A 21,645-nucleotide genomic window follows, 5' to 3' on the forward strand; every position below is an offset into this window, starting at 1 on the left:
ATTAGGTATTTATGTTTCTACTAAATATTTTTCACAACACCTGATAAAATAGTCCTCTCTTCAATTATGACTTTCAAATAAAAATATCACAATATTACTTTTTCAAACTTTGAAAAGAGAAAATATCAAAAATAAAGGCCATACTGACAATAATCACATTAAAAATATGTTTAGCAAAGTACTTGTCAGTATTCATAATAACCTTACAACAATTTTCATACTTAATTAATATATATTAATTATTGTACATGCAGATTCAAAAGAGTAAACGCACTTTTAATATGAGTAAAGTTGTTTCTGTAATAAAAAACTATTATTTATAGATATTGAGAATCTAACCATATACAGTAACAATACATATTAGGAAGAATATAGTCAAAAGTAATTTTAATAATTTTAATCTTATGCAAAATTATTTTTGTTCTAAGCGTAAGTGAATTAATGACACTTATATAAATAAATATATTAAATTTTAGATATCTCAATATATATTTATTAACCTTACAACGTACTTAAATACTAAAAAACTATACTAAGTTATTTTCATATCTTCCTATAATTTTAATTCTAAAATTTCTTTTCGTATAAACGGATATAAAATACTGAATAAACTCAATAATAATTGAGCTTGTATAACATGCATAACACTTCTTTAGAATATAAAGAAGTGGAGTAAATCACGCAGATAAACTTACTGAAATCATTATAATTAATTAGAGCAACAAGCATAATTATCAGACTTTCTTCTGCTAATTTTATAAAAAAGGGTTACTTTTACGCTCGTGTCCAATGTTTGACATTGGGCCATGCCCAGGAATAAATTGATATTCATCTCCTAAAGGTAAGATTTTATCTTTAATAGATCTAATTAAAGTTTGATAATTCCCACGAGGAAAATCACTACGACCTACGCTACCTTTAAATAATACATCACCCATTGAAATAAATTTATCCGCATGATTAACAAAAATGATATGGCCTGGTGTATGACCTGGGCAATGTAGAATATCAAATTTTATCGAACCACAAGTCACTGAATCTCCTTCTTCTAACCAATAATCAGGAGTAAAGTTATAATATTCAAAAATATTAAATATTTTATTTTGTTCTTCTAGTGATTTAATCCAAAAATCATCTTCATTTTGCGGACCATAAATAGGTATATTAAAATATTTCGCAAGAATAGCGGAAGCATTGATATGATCAAAATGTCCATGTGTTAGAAAAATTTTCGTGAGTTTAAAATTACCCTCTTCAATGGTTGTAATCAATTTTTCAGGTTCACCACCTGGATCAACAACTACAGCTTTTCTTGAGCTTTCATCCCAAATAATATGACAGTTCTGGGTAAAAGTAGTGACTGGGATAATAATATACTGCATTAAAACATTACTCCATAATCTTTATCATCTATATAAGTCTGCTCATATTTTCACTGATCTATATTAACATAAACAAAGTTTTTTCGCTAGTAAATACTAGCGTGTACTTTTAAAAATTTTTCTAAATATTATTAAACTAAAAAATTTAATATACATATCTATTGCATAATACAAGTGTGATATTTTAACAATGTGAATACTATTTCTAATGCAAATATATTTTTTGTTTAATGAGATCATAACCTAAAATCACTTACACTGTTTTATTTAACGCTATTATTATCTATAATAAACACATTCAATCAAATAACTCCGGTTTAATATTTTAAAATTTATTATGATAATCATTACGAAAGAGATCTTTTAATAAAATATATATCTCAATGATAAATTCGTTTTAAGTAATTTAAATAAAAAAATAATGATATTTAATGAAAATATTTATTTTTATAACTAAATATAAATTAGTATAATTATATCCTAACTAAATCAAAAAATATAAAATCATTAATACTTCACTCTCCTCATACAAAGCATTAAAAATAATTAGAAAATATTGACAAAACTCACAATAAGAATCAGAGAAATTAAATTTTAATGAACTCATTTGTCATTCATACGAAATTTTTTATTTCTAGAAAGACATTGTATACTTTTCAGTAGTGTTATCAGTAATTTTACCACGCTGGTAAAAATTGACTTAATATTGATCTTATTAATCTTGATCCATTTCAGAGATGTTCTATTAAAGATCAATAAAATACTATTAGAGATATACGTATATTTTATCAATTTTTTATTTTACTATCAATATTTTTATTAATAGTATACATCATTTAATAAAATACTTATCAATACGTTTTCTTCATGCATTGCAATACACTGAACTTAACATTTAAATTATAATAACTTAGAAAACTTGCTATCTTTACCTAGGGTTACATTGCTAATACAAAAATTCACTTAGGAATCATAAAAATATTCATCAGATATGGATCAAATTTAAATAAATTTTGTCACATATTACATATACTTTTTTAACTTATACGTTAAAATAAATAGTGTGTTTTATTTTAAAATAATGTATTACATTTATTCCACTCAACGTAATCTGCATTTTATTGAGTTATATATAATGACCATACATAACTCATGATAAATCTTGTTATCTAAATAATTAACAATAACTTTTAATTTTAAAACTAACTAAATATTCAAATAAAAATTTAATAAATTACTAAAGCTATAAAATAGCATGCTAGTTTTATTTATTCCTGAAATCATACGTAATAGTTGACTATTAACTTTTATTATACTTTCAATTCTTCTAATTTATATTTTATACATTCAATCATTTATTACTATGTAAAATACTTTTATAATTTTTCATATTGATTATTATTTTATAATCAACATATCAATAAATTTTAATATAATTAAATGCTCTTTATTAATACAAAACTTTACAAAGTATCATGGTGATAGTCTTAAAATAACTCAAGCTTAGTATTAATTTCGCTAATTCTACTGTCGAACTTTTTAGTTTTTAAGAATTTCTCTATTCATCAGTGGATATGAAAAAACTCTTATAAATTCACTGAGACAATCGACCATAACAGACTCTAGTGATTACTTTATGTCTACTTCTATTAAATCCAGTATATGTAAATTACTTTTAGATATCATGAATGTTAATACTCATTAACACTTCTATACAATATTAGATTTATGTCTAAAACATAAAAATAAAATAAAATGATACATTGAACTAATTTAATGCATTTAATATTTTTAATAAATCATCGCTAATCATTGAGTGTATGTTAAATATCTACTATGTCAGTTTATTTAAATTCGATACAAATTATATAAAAAGATTTCATATTTTTAAATTCATTACATATATTTATCGACATAAATTTAAAAAATTGTATAAAGAATATTATTTAAATAATACTATTAAACTCATGTAATTTAAAATAGACTTTCTGTTTATCCTGCTACTCCACAATACCTGGCATAAATATTATTAATTTTTCTGAAGAAAAACGATGGATCAAGCTATATAATTGTTATTTGAAACTCACAATAATACCCTGTAACATATTAAGAAAGAACTTATAGTTATTTATAAAATTTTACTATTTTAATATTATCATCTATCTTAAATTAATTAATAAATAAAAATTATTTATTTATTAATTATACTAAATATTATTCTTTCATAATTTACTATCGCACTAAAAATTTAAGTATCAAAATATATTTATTTTATTTAAATTTATAAAAATTCATATAAATTGACTCATTATTTTAAAATCATATAAAGTAATTAAGTTTTATAAACATCAATTAATTATACAATAATATCACATATTATTTATTAAAAATAAATAAATTAAATAAATTAATATGTAATGAAATATAAATCACTGATTTAATTTTTATTTAATTACTATTATAATTCATTACAGTATTATAGATGAGATATTTATAATCTTCCGTGTTAAACATAGTCTATGTATAATCAAAATATATTATTATTACAATAATTATAAACTTAATTATAATGCTACTTCTTAATTTATAATAAACTCATTTTCAGTATAGAATTGAATTTTTAATATTTTAAAATTGAAATAATCTTTAAACGGTAAACTGAAAATCTAAAATAATTTCAAGTATATTATTAAGAAATTAAGAAAGCGTGTTACGGTCAGTATTGAAAATTTTTTCAACATAATGATTGACGCACCCTTGAAGAATAAAAAACTTAAAACACTGGAATTAATTAAAAAATTAAACACATCACACCCTTTTCGATTAATAAAAAAATGAGAATCTCTGTGTAAAATATTTTTACTGAAAAATATCATTACAGACAATTAACGGTATAATATATATTTTTAATTTAAAATTATTAATATTAATATTAATATTTATTATTTTAAAAACCCTAAAAATCAAATCTAATTCTGCTACATATATATTTAATAGTATAGTTGTGAAAGTTCTTGTTAAGTAATAACAAAATGACAGCATTATGTTTTAATATTAATATTTCATCTATTAAAAATACAGATACTAATTTTAAAAGTTCCATGATTTAAATAAAAATTATCAGAATAACGCTAGAATTAAATAATAGATGTCATGAAAAAAATTCAGATTAATCTTATACGATAATAATGCAAACTAATAATCTTATGAATAAAAAAATATATCAATAAGCATATAACTTATATAAAAAAGGAAATTATAACATACATTTTAATACACAACAATGATACAAGTTAAAATATTTTTAGATTCTTTATATCTTATACAAATATTTAGTCTCTGAAAAGATGCTTGTCAGTTTCAACAATATAATCAAACAAGAAGACAATGTAAGAAATATTGAAATTTTATTTTTTTTATTACTCTAATTATATGATGCTTTGTTATGAAAAACGCAATGGCTTATAAATACTTCAAGTGACTCACTATAACATCATAATAAATTATAGCTTAATTTAAGCTAATACAGATATTATACTAAACAATACTAAGAAACTAATTGATAATATGTGTTAAGAAGTAGATTGCTTGTATTCATTTTTTAAAAAATAATACATTAATGTTTTTTTAACGTTAACTATTGACTACTAACACTCAGTTTTATTAGTATTATTTCAGGACTTTATTTATTTATAAAATCTCCACTTCCATCCCACTGGTATAATGATTTTACCGATGGTAACTAAATAAATATATTGATATATTAAATACCTTCTCAGTAAAAATTATTTTATTAAAAATATAAAAATATTACTACAAATAAGATGCAGTTTTTGTCAATATATCCTTAGGCACTCAAGAGTCCTCTGCAGAGAAATACTCTTTAAATGAACTGAGAATATCCACATCAAACTTTTGTAATTAACAATTTTTTAGTAATACTTTCTTATTATTAGCGAATGATTTTTAATCATTTCAAAAGAAATTAGATTGTTTACATGAAGAAGCATGCAAGTCTATTTTTCCCCTAATAAAGTATAGAACATTTAAGACATTGATCTTTTAAGGCATTTATATTATAAAGTAGATATATTCTTTCTGCATTTTACTAAAAATTACAATGAATACGTATTGAATCAAATAGATCGGTTATCTTTGACAGTGTTTGTAATCAGTTGTGTATTTAAATATGATATACAGTCCCATATGACAGCCCAAAAAGAATAAGATAGAATTATATACAACTAACAATAGTTGACGATACATGTTATAAATTAATAAACTATTTTTAAAAATTTTTAAATATTAATAGTTATTTTATTCAAACTATAAACTACACTTACATTAGATATTTTATAAAAAACATTGAAAGATCATAGAGACAAAATATAACTTATATAAAAGTACACCTTCGTGAATAATACATCTACTCCACAGTTAGGTAAATAACTTCCGAACTATATCAAGATCTTTAGACGTATTCACACCTATACCTGGTATTTTTTTAGCAAGATCTACATGAATTTTTTCTCCATACCAAAGCACCCTTAATTGTTCAAGCATTTCAATTTTTTCTAAAGGACTTACATTCCAAGTTACATAACGACGAATAAAACCAGCACGATAAGCATAAATACCTATATGACGTAAAAAATAGTTACTGATAGTTTTTTTCCTTAATACAAATTCATCTCTATTCCATGGAATAGTCGCACGAGAAAAATATAAAGCATACCCTGCATGATCTGTAACAACTTTTACAATATTCTGATCAAATATTTCCGAGGGATGACGAATTTTTACTGCTAATGTACCCATTTGAGCATTATTAACTTGAAGATTATGAGCCACTTGGCTAATAATCTCAGGTGGAATTAAAGGTTCATCACCCTGTACATTAACAATAATTTCATTATCAGAAAAACCGTATATATTAATAACTTCAGCCAACCTTTCTGTGCCTGATTGATGATTTACATTCGTCATGCAGGCTTCACCACCAGCTTCAACAATAGCAGAAAATACATCTCTATGATCTGTTGCGATGATTACACGAAATGCTCCTGATTTAATCGCTTGACGCATCACTCTCACAATCATGATTTGACCATGAATATCCGCGAGAGGTTTACCTGGTAAACGAGTAGACGCGTAACGAGCAGGAATAATAACAATAAACATCAATGATTACTGTCTATCATCTAATGGAAGTTGACGCGCTTCATTTTTTAATAAAACAGGAATACCATTACGGATAGGATAAGCAAGATGATCAAAATTACAAGTAAGCTCAAAATTATCTTTATTATAATTTAATTTACCATGGCAAACAGGACAAACAATAATTTCAAGTAAACAGTGATGCATATTTTCTCCTGAGTGAATTTAACTAACTTTTGATAAGAGTACCACAAGAAAATACAACCGTTCACTTTAATTTTTTAAATAAACATGTTTATTATTTAAATTCATAAGCTGATAACATCAGCAGCCGTGATACCATAAGAATGTTGAGTAATAGAAAACTCGACGTTTTAACCTTCAAAGAATAATCTAATTTTTTATTTGCAATTAATTTACGCATAAAAAAGACATCATCACCACCATTGGTGGTTAAAATAAACCATAATCTCTATTTACATCTAATTATTTTACTCGACCCATATGTAATTGAAAATGCATCTTAAAATTCCCTTTATTATAAATAATGATAATTCTTATTTATAGTGATATTGTTACTTTTGATACATAATATCTTATGATAATTTTTATAAATTATTCAAAAATTTAAAAGTAAGTATATGTACTATTTGGACATACTATTATAAAAATTTCACACGCTATATATAATTGTTATATATTAATTGTTTGCTTAAACTTCACAGTATTATTGATATTAAGATATTACATGTAATAAATAATTTCAAAATTTTAAAAATATAAAATTTTAGCTCAAGATCACCATTGGTTATTTTAATCTAAAATAAAATAATTTATTAATATATTATATCCGTCTATAAAATATAATCAATATATATTACATTGAGTACATTATTAATATTATCAATAATTAACGGCAAATATTTTTATAATTATTTATTATATTTTTAATTGCACTTAATATCTTCTGTTCATCAAAAACATTTAAAGATGCTTGAACAGGTAAATACCACCAATTTGGTTGAGCAAAAGACTGGCATTTTACTGCATCTTTTTCTGTCATTAATAAAATCTCATTATTTGGTGTTAATAAAATAAGTTTTTGTCTTTGATAGGATTGATGATCAGAAAAAGCGTACGTTTGAATAAGTTGCAGTCCTTTATTTTCTAATACAGTAAAAAAACGAGATGGATAACCAATTCCGGCCATAGCAACTATAGTTTTTAGTTCAGTAACTGGAGTTTTATAACCACTCAGTAAATTAACAGCAATATTGCCCTCAAGAACCATAAGAATTTCATTTTTTCGTGGTGATCCATCATTAATAATCACTGCATTCACTGTCTTAAGACGTTTTTCTCGCTCACGCATAGGACCTGCTGGTAACCACCAACCATTACCAAAACGACGTTTTCCATCAATCACAATAATTTGATAATCCCTTGAAAGGGCATAATGTTGCAAGCCATCATCTGAAACAATTACATCTAATGCATAATTTTTAAGTAATATTTTAATAGCATCAGTACGTTTAGGTGCAACAGCAACTGGTACTTTAGTTCTGTTGTAGATTAAAACAGGCTCATCACCTGCTTGAATAGTTGTTATCGTTGGAGTTAAAACTAGGGGATATCGCTTTGCTGTTCCACCATATCCACGAGATACAACACCAACTCGATAGCCTGCTTTCGTCAAAGATTCCACTATCCAAATGACAACAGGGGTCTTTCCATTACCGCCAACTGTTAAATTACCAACAATCACAACAGGAACAGATGCTTTCCACGAACGAAATAATCCAATTTTATAACTGATACGTCTAACTAATACACTAAAACCATAAAGGAATGACAAAGGAAGTAATAAAATATACAACCATGAATTCCCAGACCAGATTCGCTCTATCATTGACGAAATTGTATCTTATATAACTGAGCATAAGGCCCATGATCAGAAAGTAATGACTTATGACTGCCTCGCTCAATAATACTACCATCTTGAACTACTAAAATTTCATCAGCATTTTCAATTGTTGACAATCGATGAGCAATTACCAAAGAAGTCCTATTCTTTTGCAATTCATATAAAGCAGCTTGAATAGCACGTTCTGATTCCGTATCTAATGATGATGTTGCTTCATCTAATATAAGAATAGGTGAATTTCGTAATAGTGCTCGCGCAATAGCAATACGTTGACGTTGTCCACCAGATAACATGACACCATTTTCACCAATAACAGTATCTAAACCTTTGTCTAATTTAATAATAAAGTCCATTGCATAAGCAATTTCTGTTGCTTTTTCAATTTGCTGACGGTTATAACAACCATTAGTTGCGTAAGCAATATTATTTGCAATCGTATCATTAAATAGATAAACATATTGTGAAACTACTGCCACTTGACTACGTAATGATTCAAGAGTATATTCCCGAATATCATGACCATCAATACAAATACTCCCTTTGTCTATATCATAAAAACGGGTGATCAAATTAGCTATAGTTGATTTACCTGAACCTGAACGCCCTACTAATGCTACTGATTTTCCTGCAGGTAACTTGAATGAAATATTATTTAAGGTAGGGTGCTCTTTAGTCGCATAAGTAAAAGTAACACTTTTAAACTCAATTTCTCTTTTAATCTCCAATAATACTCTTGTCCCTAAATCTTTTTCTTGTTCGCTATCTAAAATAGTAAACAATGTCTGACATGCAGACATACCAAGTTGAAAAGGAGCGTTCACATTTGTTAATGATTTTAATGGTCGCATTAAAGCAAACATAGATGAAAAAACAACTGCGGTAGTACCCGATGTCAACTCATTACGAATTTCAGGAAAACTGACCGCATATAATATGAATGCTAATGCAAATGAAGCAATTAATTGAACAATAGGATCAGAAATCGCAGAAGCTGTCACCATCTTCATAGACTGACTACGCATATGATTGCTAACTTTATGAAAACGTTCAGTTTCAACTTTTTTTCCACCAAAAATCAAGATCTCTTTATGACCTTTTAACATCTGCTCAGCACTCGAAGTCACATGACCCATTCCTGTTTGCATACTCTTACTAATTTTGCGAAAACGTTTAGAGACTATGCGAACGGTAATAGACACAATTGGCGCTATAAAAATCAAAATAAGAGATAATTGCCAGCTATAATAAAACATCATTAAAAATAAACCAATAATATAAGCACTTTCACGAATAATTGTAATCAATGCACTTGAGGAGGATGAAGCCACTTGTTCTGAATCATAGATAATTCTTGACAGTAGTATCCCTGTAGATTGTTGATCAAAAAAACTAACAGGCATGCCAATCATATGACTAAATAGTTTACACCGCATACTCATTACGACTTTCCCTGATACCCATGAAATGCAATAAGTTGAGACAAAACTAGATAAACCACGCATAATCATTAAACTTAACAACGCAAGAGGAAGCCATTTTAGAACATCATTATCAGCTTTCTCAAAACCTTCATCAAGTAAAGGTTTTAATAAAGAAATCATAAACGCATCACCTGCTGCATTAATCACTAAAGCAATAGTAGCAACAATTAAACCTATTTTAAAAAGTGCAATCGTAGGTAATAAGCGGCGAAATGTTTGTAGTGTCGAAAGATTTTTATCATTCATGTTGTTGTTACCAAACTGAATTTAAACAAGCTATTCTGCTGGGTAGCAGATTACCAATCCAGAGATGATACTAACGATGTTTTATTTTATTTCTATAACGAAAGTATTTTATATTTTCTTTTTTTAAAGAAAATAGCTATATAACATGACTGAATTGTATTCATTTATTTTATATTCCTGCTTTTATATCAAAAATACACTTTATTTGATAATAATCTCTCAGAAATTAAATCTTCAAAAAGTAAAATGTAATTTTTCATTCAAGCATTATAATAAATAATAATTTTAATAAAGTCTAACTACTATAATGGTAATAAAATGAAAACATTTTTTAAATTGAGATTTATACAAATCAATAATAGAATTTTTTCTTATTTTTCTGCATTTTATAATCAATATTTATCATATTTATAGCTCACCTCAAATATATAAGAATTATTTTTATCTACTAGTTTAACAAAATTTTTTAGTTAGAATATTTTAATGTTAAGATTTTTATAGTTCTTCTTGATTTTTATAATAAAAAATTTAACTGTGTTATTCATACTACCAATCTTCTTTACGCTATGTACATTGATCGAATAAAAATAAAGATACCACTGTATGATTAAATAGTTGTGAGTTAAAATAATATTAATAATTGTAATATCATTTTAGTTTAAAGAATAAATAATTTTATTGAGCATTATTTTTAACCTAATTATTCATAATATTATATGTATTAAATTCTCTTGTTTAAAAAATATAACGTTTATGTTTAGTAAAAACTGCTATTAAATTCTAATTTATTTCTTTTGAGTATTTTATAAAATTTTAATTACTTACACAAAAATATTACCAAAACATAATATTTATATCTAATTTACAATTACATGATATAATAAATCAAATAATCTATCACACAATTAAAATTCTAAAATAAAATTTTATATATTTCAGTAAAAATAATAAAATATTAAAATTAATAGAGAATTATTAACTAATCATAAATTCTTTAAATAATTTACAAAATAAAAAATAGATTATGATTATATTTTATATATATTTATATATAAAATATAATCATAATCTATTTTAAAAATATCAACGATTTACTAATATAGTTAGTATAATTTTAATATAAAACTTTATAACTTATTTCCTAAAATAACATTCAAAATTTATTAGTAAGATGATATATTTAAATATTAAAATTATACGTAACAAATATAAAATCTTTAATAATTACATTATTAATTTAAAAAATTAAATAGTTTTAATAAATTATATTAAATATTTAATATATAAAATTATAATATATAGATCTCTTTATATTAAAATATTACTAATTATATTTTATATTTTTATTTAATTAAATAAATAGCGTGATACTAATAATCATTATTTAGAAATGCTAATTTTTAAATAATTAAATTTTTAAAATTTAATAATGTAGTACAGTAATCTAACTATTAACAACAAGTTATTAACTAATTATTGATTTTATCATTTCATACAAAATAAAATATAAAATTTATACATATTTACATCTCTGACTATCATAAAAACAATATTATTTAGATGAATGAATACGCTACCAATACATTATTTCTAATATTATATATGCTATACATAAGTTGATCTCTATCAAAATAATTGTAAATATTATAATAATATTATTCTTATTAAAATAATATGCTTTAAATGATTACTATCATATTATAATATTATAATATAGTATGAAAATAACTCTAAAAATATAATTTTTATTACCATCTTATAATGATAGATATAACGTGCTGTATATGCAAAAAATCATTAGAAACGCTATTAAATGTCAAATTATAGTAAGTAATCAAAATATAAGAATACATACTTCGTGAATAATACCAATTAATTATCCAAGTAAATGTAAGTAATCAAATCTTTTTTCTAAAAGGTCTTATAATATCTGTTAAAAACATTAATACTTCATCTCATATATTTAAAATATTAATGAAAAAGTAACAGTAATATTTTTTAAGTTTAAAATTATTTAATAATTAATAAGTTATATTAATAGTAACAACATACAAATGATATTAAATCACTCAAAATAAGCTTTAACTCTATTTTTTAAAACAAAACGCTTCACCTTTAAGAAATCAAATAATTACATTTCATTTACTCTCGCAAGCATTCGTTCAGTTACCTATAGAGTCAATATCATAAAGCTGAAACGTTCACTAACTTAGATTTTATTATAATATCAATATGAAGAATTTGTATTTTTCGAGTTCGACTATAACATAGATAAAATCTCTTGATAGTATGTCGCTAATTATCTCAAATGTACGTAAAATTAAGTGAAACATCACAAAAAATTTATCTTTTTAAGCAATGTTATAAAAAAATTTTTTCTCTCTTTAGCGGATAATAAGTATTATATTTTATTCTTTTAGACTGAAATTGAACTCATATAAAATAATATAATTTTATTGCTAAATCTAAGATCTATTAATCTATAATCAAAAAAACTAAATATACAATATAAATAAGCTATGTCGTTTTTAAAAAATGAAAATATATTAAGTCATATTGATTAATATTTTGTACTTGTATTATTATATCTTACATATTTATACTCTGATATTAATAAAATAAACGGAATCATAATTGATTTTCCTTATGAAGCCACAAATTTAAAATAATACTATTAAGTATCTATTAAACCACAATTTTTACACACAGCTTGAATCCTTCATTCAAAAGAAATAATGAAACTAAAATCAATATGTAATTTTCAATTCAGAAATTTTATTTCATTTAGTCTAAATCCTTTTTCTTTTACACACTATACTTATATAGTAAACAAACTAAAAAGAATTAAAATAATCCCGACAAAATAATATAAGACATTATTAACATACAAAATATCTCTCTCGATTAGTCTAAAAAATATAAAAAATTATAACTAAAATTATGATACTTAATTTGGTAATATTATCCAAAACAATCTTAGACTGCTTAAAAATATCCCTAACAATATCTCATAAAATACCTATATGTACTTATCACTATATGTCATTAAGTAATGATAATAAATGGTACTATATTAAACAGATAATAATACGTATTTCAAAAAAACTTATACACATACAGCTAGCTAAAATAGCATTTTAGAATCATATATAAATATATCATTAATACTAAATCAACCGAATTAAAAAATAAGTCTAATACATTAGAATATTACAAAGGTCAGTGAAAAATTAATATTATCCTTATTGAAGATAATATAAACCTCGCTAAAACGTATGAACATCATTCACTATTTTTTCATCATAATAAATATTATTACTTAAATAATAACTGACATAAGTCACTCTGTATAACGCTTATATCATATAAAACTAGATATTTAAATACAATACATCTCAAAAATTTATTAACACTAAATAAACATTATACCAAAGGAAAATTAAAAAGTCTAAAAAACGTAATTAATATTGCAATATTATACAGAATTTTATTAAAAAATAAAAATTTGCATGCCAAAACATTATCGAAGATTATAATAATAAAAGATTAATTATTACTTGATCATATATATTACTAACTGCTTAAAAAAAATTATAAATACACTAACAACCTTATATAAAATAGTTAACTATTTAATCAGATTATAAAATCAAGATGATCTAATTATCATTTCTTTAGAAGAAAGTATGAGATTAAATTAAATAAAATTCACTAAATAATTTAATACTTACGCACAAAAAATAAAAAACGGTACCGTATAATATCAGCACCGTTTAAAATAATCATTACAATTTACAATCAAATGATTAACCGTAAATATTTACACGCTCACGTAATCCTTTTCCTGGCTTAAAGTGAGGAACATACTTTCCTGCTAATTCTACTGTTTCACCAGTCTTTGGGTTACGCCCAACACGAGGAGAACGGTAGTGAATAGAAAAACTCCCGAATCCACGAACTTCTATACGTTCACCACTAGCCAGTGTATTAGTCATATGTTCAAGAATTTCTTTAACAGCTGCCTCAACAACTTGTGCGGAAATATGGGATTGCTGAGTCGTCAGCTTTTCTATTAATTCAGACTTAGTCATAACACCTCCCTAAATTAAAGTTACGAGAAAGTAAGTTTAATTATTCCTAAACTAAATTATTCGCTTTTAGCTGCTTTAAACGCTTCAACCATTGTATTATTACTAAAATTAGTTTCTTCTTGTTTTTTCACAGTAGCGGTAGCATCTTTTTCATTAGTCTCATCTTTTTCACGCATAGATAAATGAATAAGACGGTTTTTACGATCAACACCAACGTATTTAACTTCAATATTATCACCAACATTTATAATTAAAGCTGCATCGTTTTTATGGCTACTTGGAGGTTCTGACAAACGAAGATAACCTTCTACGCCTAGACTGAGGTCAATTGTCACACCTTTATCATCAAGCGAGAGCACTTTACCAGTAACAATTGTACCTTTCTTAATAGTTGCTAAATAGTTATTGAATGGATCCTCTTCTAACTGCTTAATACCTAGAGAAATACGCTCGCGTTCTGCATCAACTTGAAGAACAACAGCTGGAATTTCATCACCTTTTTTGTATGCACGAACAACTTCTTCGCCTGCAATATTCCATGAAATATCAGACAAATGAACTAAACCATCAATCCCACCTTTCAATCCAATAAAAATACCAAAGTCAGTGATTGACTTAATTTTTCCTTCAACACGGTCGCCTTTATTGTGAGTTTTTGCAAATTGCTGCCACGGATTAGATTTGCACTGTTTAAGGCCTAGAGATATACGACGACGCTCTTCATCGATATCTAAAACCATCACTTCAAGAATATCAGCAACATTAACAACTTTAGATGGGTGAATATTTTTATTAGTCCAATCCATTTCTGAAACATGCACTAGACCTTCAACACCTTCCTCGATTTCTACAAAACAACCATAATCAGTTAGATTAGTAACGCGACCAGTGAGTTTAGTACTTTCTGGATAACGCTTAGAAATAGCTACCCAAGGATCTTCACCTAATTGTTTCAGCCCAAGAGAAACACGAGTACGTTCACGGTCGAATTTCAAAATTTTAACTGTAATTTCATCACCAACATTCACGATTTCGCTTGGATGTTTAACACGTTTCCAAGCCATATCTGTGATATGAAGAAGACCATCAACACCACCTAAATCAGCAAATGCACCATAGTCAGTAAGATTTTTAACGATCCCTCTAACTTCCATACCTTCTTGTAAATTTTCTAACAATTGATCCCGCTCTGCACTACTTTCAGATTCAATTACAGCTCGACGAGAAACCACAACGTTGTTACGTTTCTGATCTAATTTAATCACTTTAAATTCTAGCTCTTTACCTTCTAAATGCGTAGTGTCACGAACTGGACGAACATCAACCAATGAACCTGGTAAAAACGCACGAATACTATTCAATTCTACTGTGAAACCACCTTTCACTTTACCGTTAATAACGCCAGTGACAGTTTTAACTTCTTCGTAAGCTTTTTCTAGCATTAGCCAAGCTTCATGACGTTTAGCTTTCTCACGAGAAAGAATAGTTTCACCGAAACCATCTTCTACTGCATCTAAAGCTACATCGATTGTATCGCCAACTTGGATTTCTAGTTCACCTTGAGCATTTTTAAATTGTTCTACTGGAATTGCAGATTCAGACTTCAGACCTGCATCAACTAAAACAACATCTTTATCGATAGCAACAACTGTAGCACGGACAATAGAACCAGGTCGGGTTTCAATATTCTGTAGGGATTCTTCAAAGAGTTGAGAAAAAGATTCTGTCATATTAATGATCTTCAAGAGTTTAATTAACATCTATTTAGCTTCCAGCTAAATGGGGTTGTTTCACATGCTTTACAATTATTTATATCATAAAGTATAGCTATGATAACATAAATGTTAACATAACATGTAAATATATATACTATCTATATTATCAGTTAAAATACAACTAATTATTAAGATAATTGTAGAATTTTTTTTACATAGAGTTGTGCTATTTCAATTACTTTGTTAATTGACATATTTGTCGAATCAAGCATTAAAGCATCCTTTGCAGGAATCAGAGGTGCCATAGCACGATAACGATCTCGATTATCACGTTCTTGTATTTCAATTAATAGGCGTTTTAAATTAAGATCAAACCCTTTATTTTGTAATTGTTTCATGCGTCGATAAGCTCGGTCTTCAGCTGAGGCATCAAGAAAAATTTTAACAGGTGCATCAAAAAAAACGACAGTTCCCATATCTCGACCATCTGCAACTAATCCTGGCATAATTCGAAAATCACGTTGCCGCCATAATAAAGCCTTTCTTATACGAGGAAAAGTAGCTATTTTAGAAGCCGCATTACCAATAACTTCAGTACGAATGTGATGTGAGACATTTTCCTTTTCTAAAATTACCTGTAATTGATTCTCTTTAAGCACAAAACAAACATCTAATGTAGCTACAAGAGGAACCAAAGCATCTTCAGATTTAATATCTACATGATGACGCAATGCGACTAATGTAAGAACACGATAAATTGCACCAGAATCTAAAATTTTCCATTTAAATTTAGTTGCCAGTGCTTGGCAAAGTGTGCTTTTGCCAGAACCACTTGGTCCATCAATACTTATTACAGGGGCAATATCCATAATAAAAATTTTCCTTTTCTAAAAAAGAAGTGAGCTACCTGCAATAACACTCTTGATTAATACTCTATTTACTAACAGTTGTTTAACTATATACGTTTTGATATAATCAATACAATATTGATTGTAAAAATTATAAAAAACATAAACTATAAACTATTTAGTTAACTATTATAAAAATATTTATATTAGCTAACTTGAAAATGTAAAATATACAAAATACGATACTATTCTGAGCAGTAACTTAAAAATATTATACACAAAACTTGATTTTAAAAGTATAACATAGATACCACACAATGAAGCTCATGGAAGACAAATTGCATTTTAATGAGGATTAAAGTTTAAATTTCTATATATCATCATTATATAAAATCTAAAAAATAACTACACTTTTGCTATCCTGCAATATATTATTCAAAATTTCCTGCATAATTTAATCAGAAATATATAATTGAATAGTCTCTTTTGCTCAATAATTCCACATATTATATATTATCTTATTCCTACAGAAAGCAGCACTCCAGAAGCCTTTCTCATTGTCACAAGAAAGGGACTTGCAGAGTTTATTATGCTAATTTTAATATAAAAATATTAAGTATCAACTTGAAAACTATTGCTGTTAACGTCAATAAAACATAACTTATAATATTATAAATCCGGGTTAATAACTAATATTCCAATACTATATGATAAATGATTGTGGTATCAAAAAAATAATACTAAATAAATTAGTATTAATATAGAACAAATAAAAATTTATATGTACCGACGTTTAAAATCTTCCATAAAATTAACTAACGTTTGCACACCTTCTAAAGGCATCGCATTATAAATAGATGCGCGCATACCAGAGGAAATGCGATGGTTTTTTAGTGATAATAAACCTTCTGCCTTAGCTTCTTGAATAAATTTTTCATCTAACATCGGGGTTTGTGTTTGAAATGGTATATTCATCCAAGAACGATTTGTTACGGAAACACGATTAATATAAAACTTACTATGATCAATTGCATTATACAATAACTGAGATTTTTCATAGTTACATTTCGCTATTTCTTGTAATCCGCCTAATGATTTTAACCATTTAAAAACCATACCTGACAAATACCAAGCGAATGTAGATGGTGTGTTAAACATAGAATTATATTTAGCAAGGACAGTATAATCAAAAACAGAAGGGGTTTGTTTTGATACGTTACCTAACAAATCTTCACGAATAATCACAATAGTAAGACCTGCTGGACCAATATTTTTCTGAGCGCTCGCATAGACTACGCCATAGTGTTTAATGTTAATAGGTTGAGAGAGAATAGAAGATGAATAGTCTGCAACAAGTACTGTTTCATTAGGAAAATCAGGTACTTCATGAATTGCTAGACCATCAATAGTTTCATTAGGACAATAGTGAACATAAGCTGCATTTTGATGTAATTCCCATTCTTTCATTGGCTTAATACTAATTATACCTTCTTTTTCTTGTTTAGCTTGAATGCTATTTGGTATACAATATTTTTTCGCTTCTTTTTCTGCTAGTACTGACCAATACCCCCCAATGACATAATCTGCCATTGTTTTATTCCCTAATAAATTCATTGGTAATGCAGAAAAATGACCACGAGCACCCCCATGACAAAATAATACTTTATAATTTTGAGGAATCTTTAGTAAATCACGTAAATTTGCTTCTGCTTCTTCTGCTACAACAATAAAATCCTTACTACGATGACTAACTTCTATAACAGACACCCCTAAACCATTCCAATTGTGAAATTCTTGTTTTGCACGGTGCATGACTTCAAAAGGCAACATTGCAGGACCTGCACTAAAATTATAAACCTGACTCATTAACATCACCATATTGTTAATATTATCTATGAAGTTAATTAGAAGATATTGAATACTTAAAGATATTGTGAAGATATTTAATATTTTTAATATTTCACAATGATAATAATAAATAATAGCTTTATAAAACTAAGAAACTAAAACTAAAATATATCTCAACATTCTTATATATTTTGTAACATTCTTACCAATAAAAAATATATATCAGTATAGTATAAAACTTGCTCATTGCGTTGAAAGTATAAGTTAATTATAGATTACCACTTCAATTACATGCTCATAATCTTATAGATATCATTCAAAATATTGCATGCATATACACTCCATCTCCTAACAAAGCCTTTTACTTATATCAATGTTTTGTGTCGGCTACAAATTATAAAGATGTATGATATATCTAAAATATTATTAATCCGTTACTAAATGACACAGGAAAAACTTAAGATCAGCACGATTTATCATTAATTGCAAAAACTGTTACTCATATTATACACTTATTCACAACCAGCATCACTATTTTAAACTTTTACACACTAATAACCGAAAAATTTATTTTAATCTTTCCGCTATTAATGGAAAAGACCTCGCTAATAACATTTGCAAAAAATCATTCAAGTAAGTATAGTACTTTAAAGCGCTTTTCTTTAGAAATTTTAACAGAGGTATATACGTTATCGTCTTTCAAAAATCTCTAAAAAAAATCGTACTAAATTATATGCTGTATATATTATAAAACAAACCATAAAAACCTTACACCCCGTTGTTAATATCATATGAATTTGTGATACAACACATAACCATAACGATATCTTGCAAATAAAATAAATTAACTAGCAGTAACTGCTCCAGTAGTATCACTCACTATTGTTTACAATATATTTTATTAATTGAATCAAGAATACGATATATCAAAATTATATTTACAATAAAAAATGTTGTGAATCAAATTATACTAACTAGATATGCTTAAATATTATAAATAAATAAATAAAAAGTGATAATTTTTTATTATAATACGTTCATTATAAGCTAGCTTTAAAATATATCCTAATCAAGTAATAAAAATCCACAATCAGTAATCAAGAAATTACCTTACTTACGATTTCAATAGCTTCTTTTTCAATTTTCTGTAAATGCTCTTCACCTCGAAAGCTTTCACAATATATTTTATAAGCTTCTTCAGTTCCTGATGGACGGGCAGCAAACCAGCCATGATCAGTCATGATTTTTAAGCCACCAATAGCAATACCATTACCTGGAGCCGTAGTTAAATAATGAGTAATTTTATCATTTGCTAATGTATTTGAAGACACCATTTCAGAAGAAAGCTTGCTTAATTTTACTTTTTGTTCATAAGTTGCTGCTGCTTGAATACGACTATAAACATGAGAACCGAATTTTTCAGCTAGCTTATTATAACGCTGTTGAGGATTTTCACCAGTTACAGCAGTAATCTCAGCTGCAAGCAAACACAATATAATACCATCTTTATCAGTTGACCATGGTGTCCCATCAAATTTTAAAAAAGAGGCTCCTGCACTTTCTTCACCACCAAATCCCAAGGAACCATCAAATAAACCATTAACAAACCATTTAAAACCAACAGGGACTTCCAAAAGCTTACGTCCACAATCAGCCACTACACGATCTATCATAGCACTTGATACTAGTGTTTTTCCTACTATCACTTCTTTACCCCATTGAGGCCGATGTTGAAATAAATAATCAATCGCTACAGCAAGATAATGATTTGGATTCATCAATCCTTCTGGAGTAACAATTCCGTGTCGGTCATAATCAGGGTCATTAGCAAAAGCTAAATCAAATTTTTCTTTCATATTTAATAAACCCGACATCGCCCAATGAGATGAACAATCCATACGAATCACACCATCATGATCTAGTGGTATAAAAGAGAAAGTTTGATCCACTGTATCGTTCACTAACTCAAGGTCTAGTTGATAATATTCAGCAATTTTTCGCCAATATTCGATACCTGAACCACCCAGTGGATCTACACCAATTTTTAATCTAGCTTTTTGAATTGACTTCATATTAATAACTTCATCTAACGCGATCACATAGGGCATCACAAGATCTTTTTCAGTAACATAGCCACTTACTAATGCATCTGCAAAAGCAATACGATTAACCCCGACAAGATTATTAGCTAATAACTGATTAGCATTTTTTTCCACAACTGATGTCAGATCAATATCAGCTGGCCCACCATTTGATGGATTATATTTAATTCCTCCATCTTCTGGTGGATTATGCGAAGGTGTAATAACAATCCCATCCGCCATATCTTGATGGGATTGATTGTAATTAAGAATTGCATAAGAAACAGAAGGAGTGGGTGTAAAACCATGATTCATTTGAACAATAACATTAACATGATTAGCAGTTAATACTTCAATTACTGTCATAAAAGCAGATTCAGAAAGTGCATGCGTATCTTTACCAAGAAAACATGGTCCTGTTATCCCTGTTTCTTTCCGTACATCAACAATAGCTTGAGAAATAGCAAAAATATGATGTTCGTTAAAATTTTTTCGAGCCGCACTACCTCGATGCCCTGAGGTACCAAACTTGACAGAGTGATTTAGATTATATGCCAATGGTTGTAGTTGATAGTATTGAGCTTTCAATTTTTCAACATAAATCAAATCAGTTTGAAACGGTAGCTGCCCTGCGCGTTCATGTATTGTCACTTACTATCCCTAAAGTACTAGCATCTTATTACTAACACCTCTACTACCTCAATTATTAGATAGTGTCATAAATTTTTTCAACCCACTTAATAAAAAACGACATTTTATAAAAAATGATATTAAACATATTACATTTTCAATTGGAATTTATTTTAGTGATGCGCTAATATAACCTACTGGGACATGCTGAAAACCGAGTTGCTTTCATACATTTTATA

10 protein-coding genes are annotated in these 21,645 nt (G+C 26.7%); all 10 read right to left on the reverse strand.

Annotated features, from left to right (window positions below):
- Positions 1 to 755: 755 nt before the first annotated feature.
- The 10 genes from GFV14_RS03105 to pgm all read right to left on the reverse strand — a co-directional run bounded on the left by GFV14_RS03105 (position 756) and on the right by pgm (position 21,427).
- Positions 756 to 1,382: an MBL fold metallo-hydrolase gene (locus GFV14_RS03105; protein ID WP_457914212.1), complete on the reverse strand. Its 627-nt coding sequence runs from the start codon at positions 1,380 to 1,382 to the stop codon at positions 756 to 758.
- 4,437 nt (positions 1,383 to 5,819) lie between these two features.
- The gene (gene kdsB, locus GFV14_RS03110; protein ID WP_457914213.1) at positions 5,820 to 6,563 is read right to left on the reverse strand and encodes a 3-deoxy-manno-octulosonate cytidylyltransferase; all 744 of its coding nucleotides are present in this window, start codon (positions 6,561 to 6,563) and stop codon (positions 5,820 to 5,822) included.
- Between the two features lie 6 nt (positions 6,564 to 6,569).
- Entirely contained in the window at positions 6,570 to 6,749 is a 180-nt protein-coding gene (locus GFV14_RS03115; RefSeq protein WP_457914214.1) for a Trm112 family protein, read from the reverse strand.
- Positions 6,750 to 7,452: 703 nt separating this feature from the next.
- Positions 7,453 to 8,451 (reverse strand): tetraacyldisaccharide 4'-kinase, encoded by a 999-nt coding sequence (lpxK, locus tag GFV14_RS03120; protein WP_457914215.1) that lies wholly within the window; start codon positions 8,449 to 8,451, stop codon positions 7,453 to 7,455.
- The gene (gene msbA / locus GFV14_RS03125) at positions 8,448 to 10,193 is read right to left on the reverse strand and encodes a lipid A ABC transporter ATP-binding protein/permease MsbA (RefSeq protein WP_457914216.1); all 1,746 of its coding nucleotides are present in this window, start codon (positions 10,191 to 10,193) and stop codon (positions 8,448 to 8,450) included. The genes lpxK and msbA overlap by 4 nt, the downstream gene beginning before the upstream one ends.
- A 3,806-nt stretch (positions 10,194 to 13,999) precedes the next feature.
- Complete coding sequence (ihfB, locus tag GFV14_RS03130; RefSeq protein ID WP_457914217.1) at positions 14,000 to 14,284, reverse strand: integration host factor subunit beta; 285 nt, start codon at positions 14,282 to 14,284, stop codon at positions 14,000 to 14,002.
- Between the two features lie 56 nt (positions 14,285 to 14,340).
- Positions 14,341 to 16,014, reverse strand: a complete 1,674-nt coding sequence (gene rpsA, locus GFV14_RS03135; RefSeq protein WP_457914691.1) for a 30S ribosomal protein S1 — start codon at positions 16,012 to 16,014, stop codon at positions 14,341 to 14,343.
- 173 nt (positions 16,015 to 16,187) lie between these two features.
- Positions 16,188 to 16,868: a (d)CMP kinase gene (gene cmk, locus GFV14_RS03140; RefSeq protein WP_457914218.1), complete on the reverse strand. Its 681-nt coding sequence runs from the start codon at positions 16,866 to 16,868 to the stop codon at positions 16,188 to 16,190.
- Positions 16,869 to 17,624: 756 nt separating this feature from the next.
- On the reverse strand, positions 17,625 to 18,713 hold the full coding sequence (serC, locus tag GFV14_RS03145) for a 3-phosphoserine/phosphohydroxythreonine transaminase (protein WP_457914219.1): 1,089 nt from the start codon (positions 18,711 to 18,713) through the stop codon (positions 17,625 to 17,627).
- Between the two features lie 1,079 nt (positions 18,714 to 19,792).
- On the reverse strand, positions 19,793 to 21,427 hold the full coding sequence (gene pgm, locus GFV14_RS03150) for a phosphoglucomutase (alpha-D-glucose-1,6-bisphosphate-dependent) (RefSeq protein WP_457914220.1): 1,635 nt from the start codon (positions 21,425 to 21,427) through the stop codon (positions 19,793 to 19,795).
- Positions 21,428 to 21,645 lie beyond the last annotated feature (218 nt).

It is taken from the genome of Candidatus Hartigia pinicola (assembly GCA_020541205.1).
Classification (GTDB): Bacteria; Pseudomonadota; Gammaproteobacteria; order Enterobacterales; family Enterobacteriaceae; genus Hartigia; species Hartigia pinicola.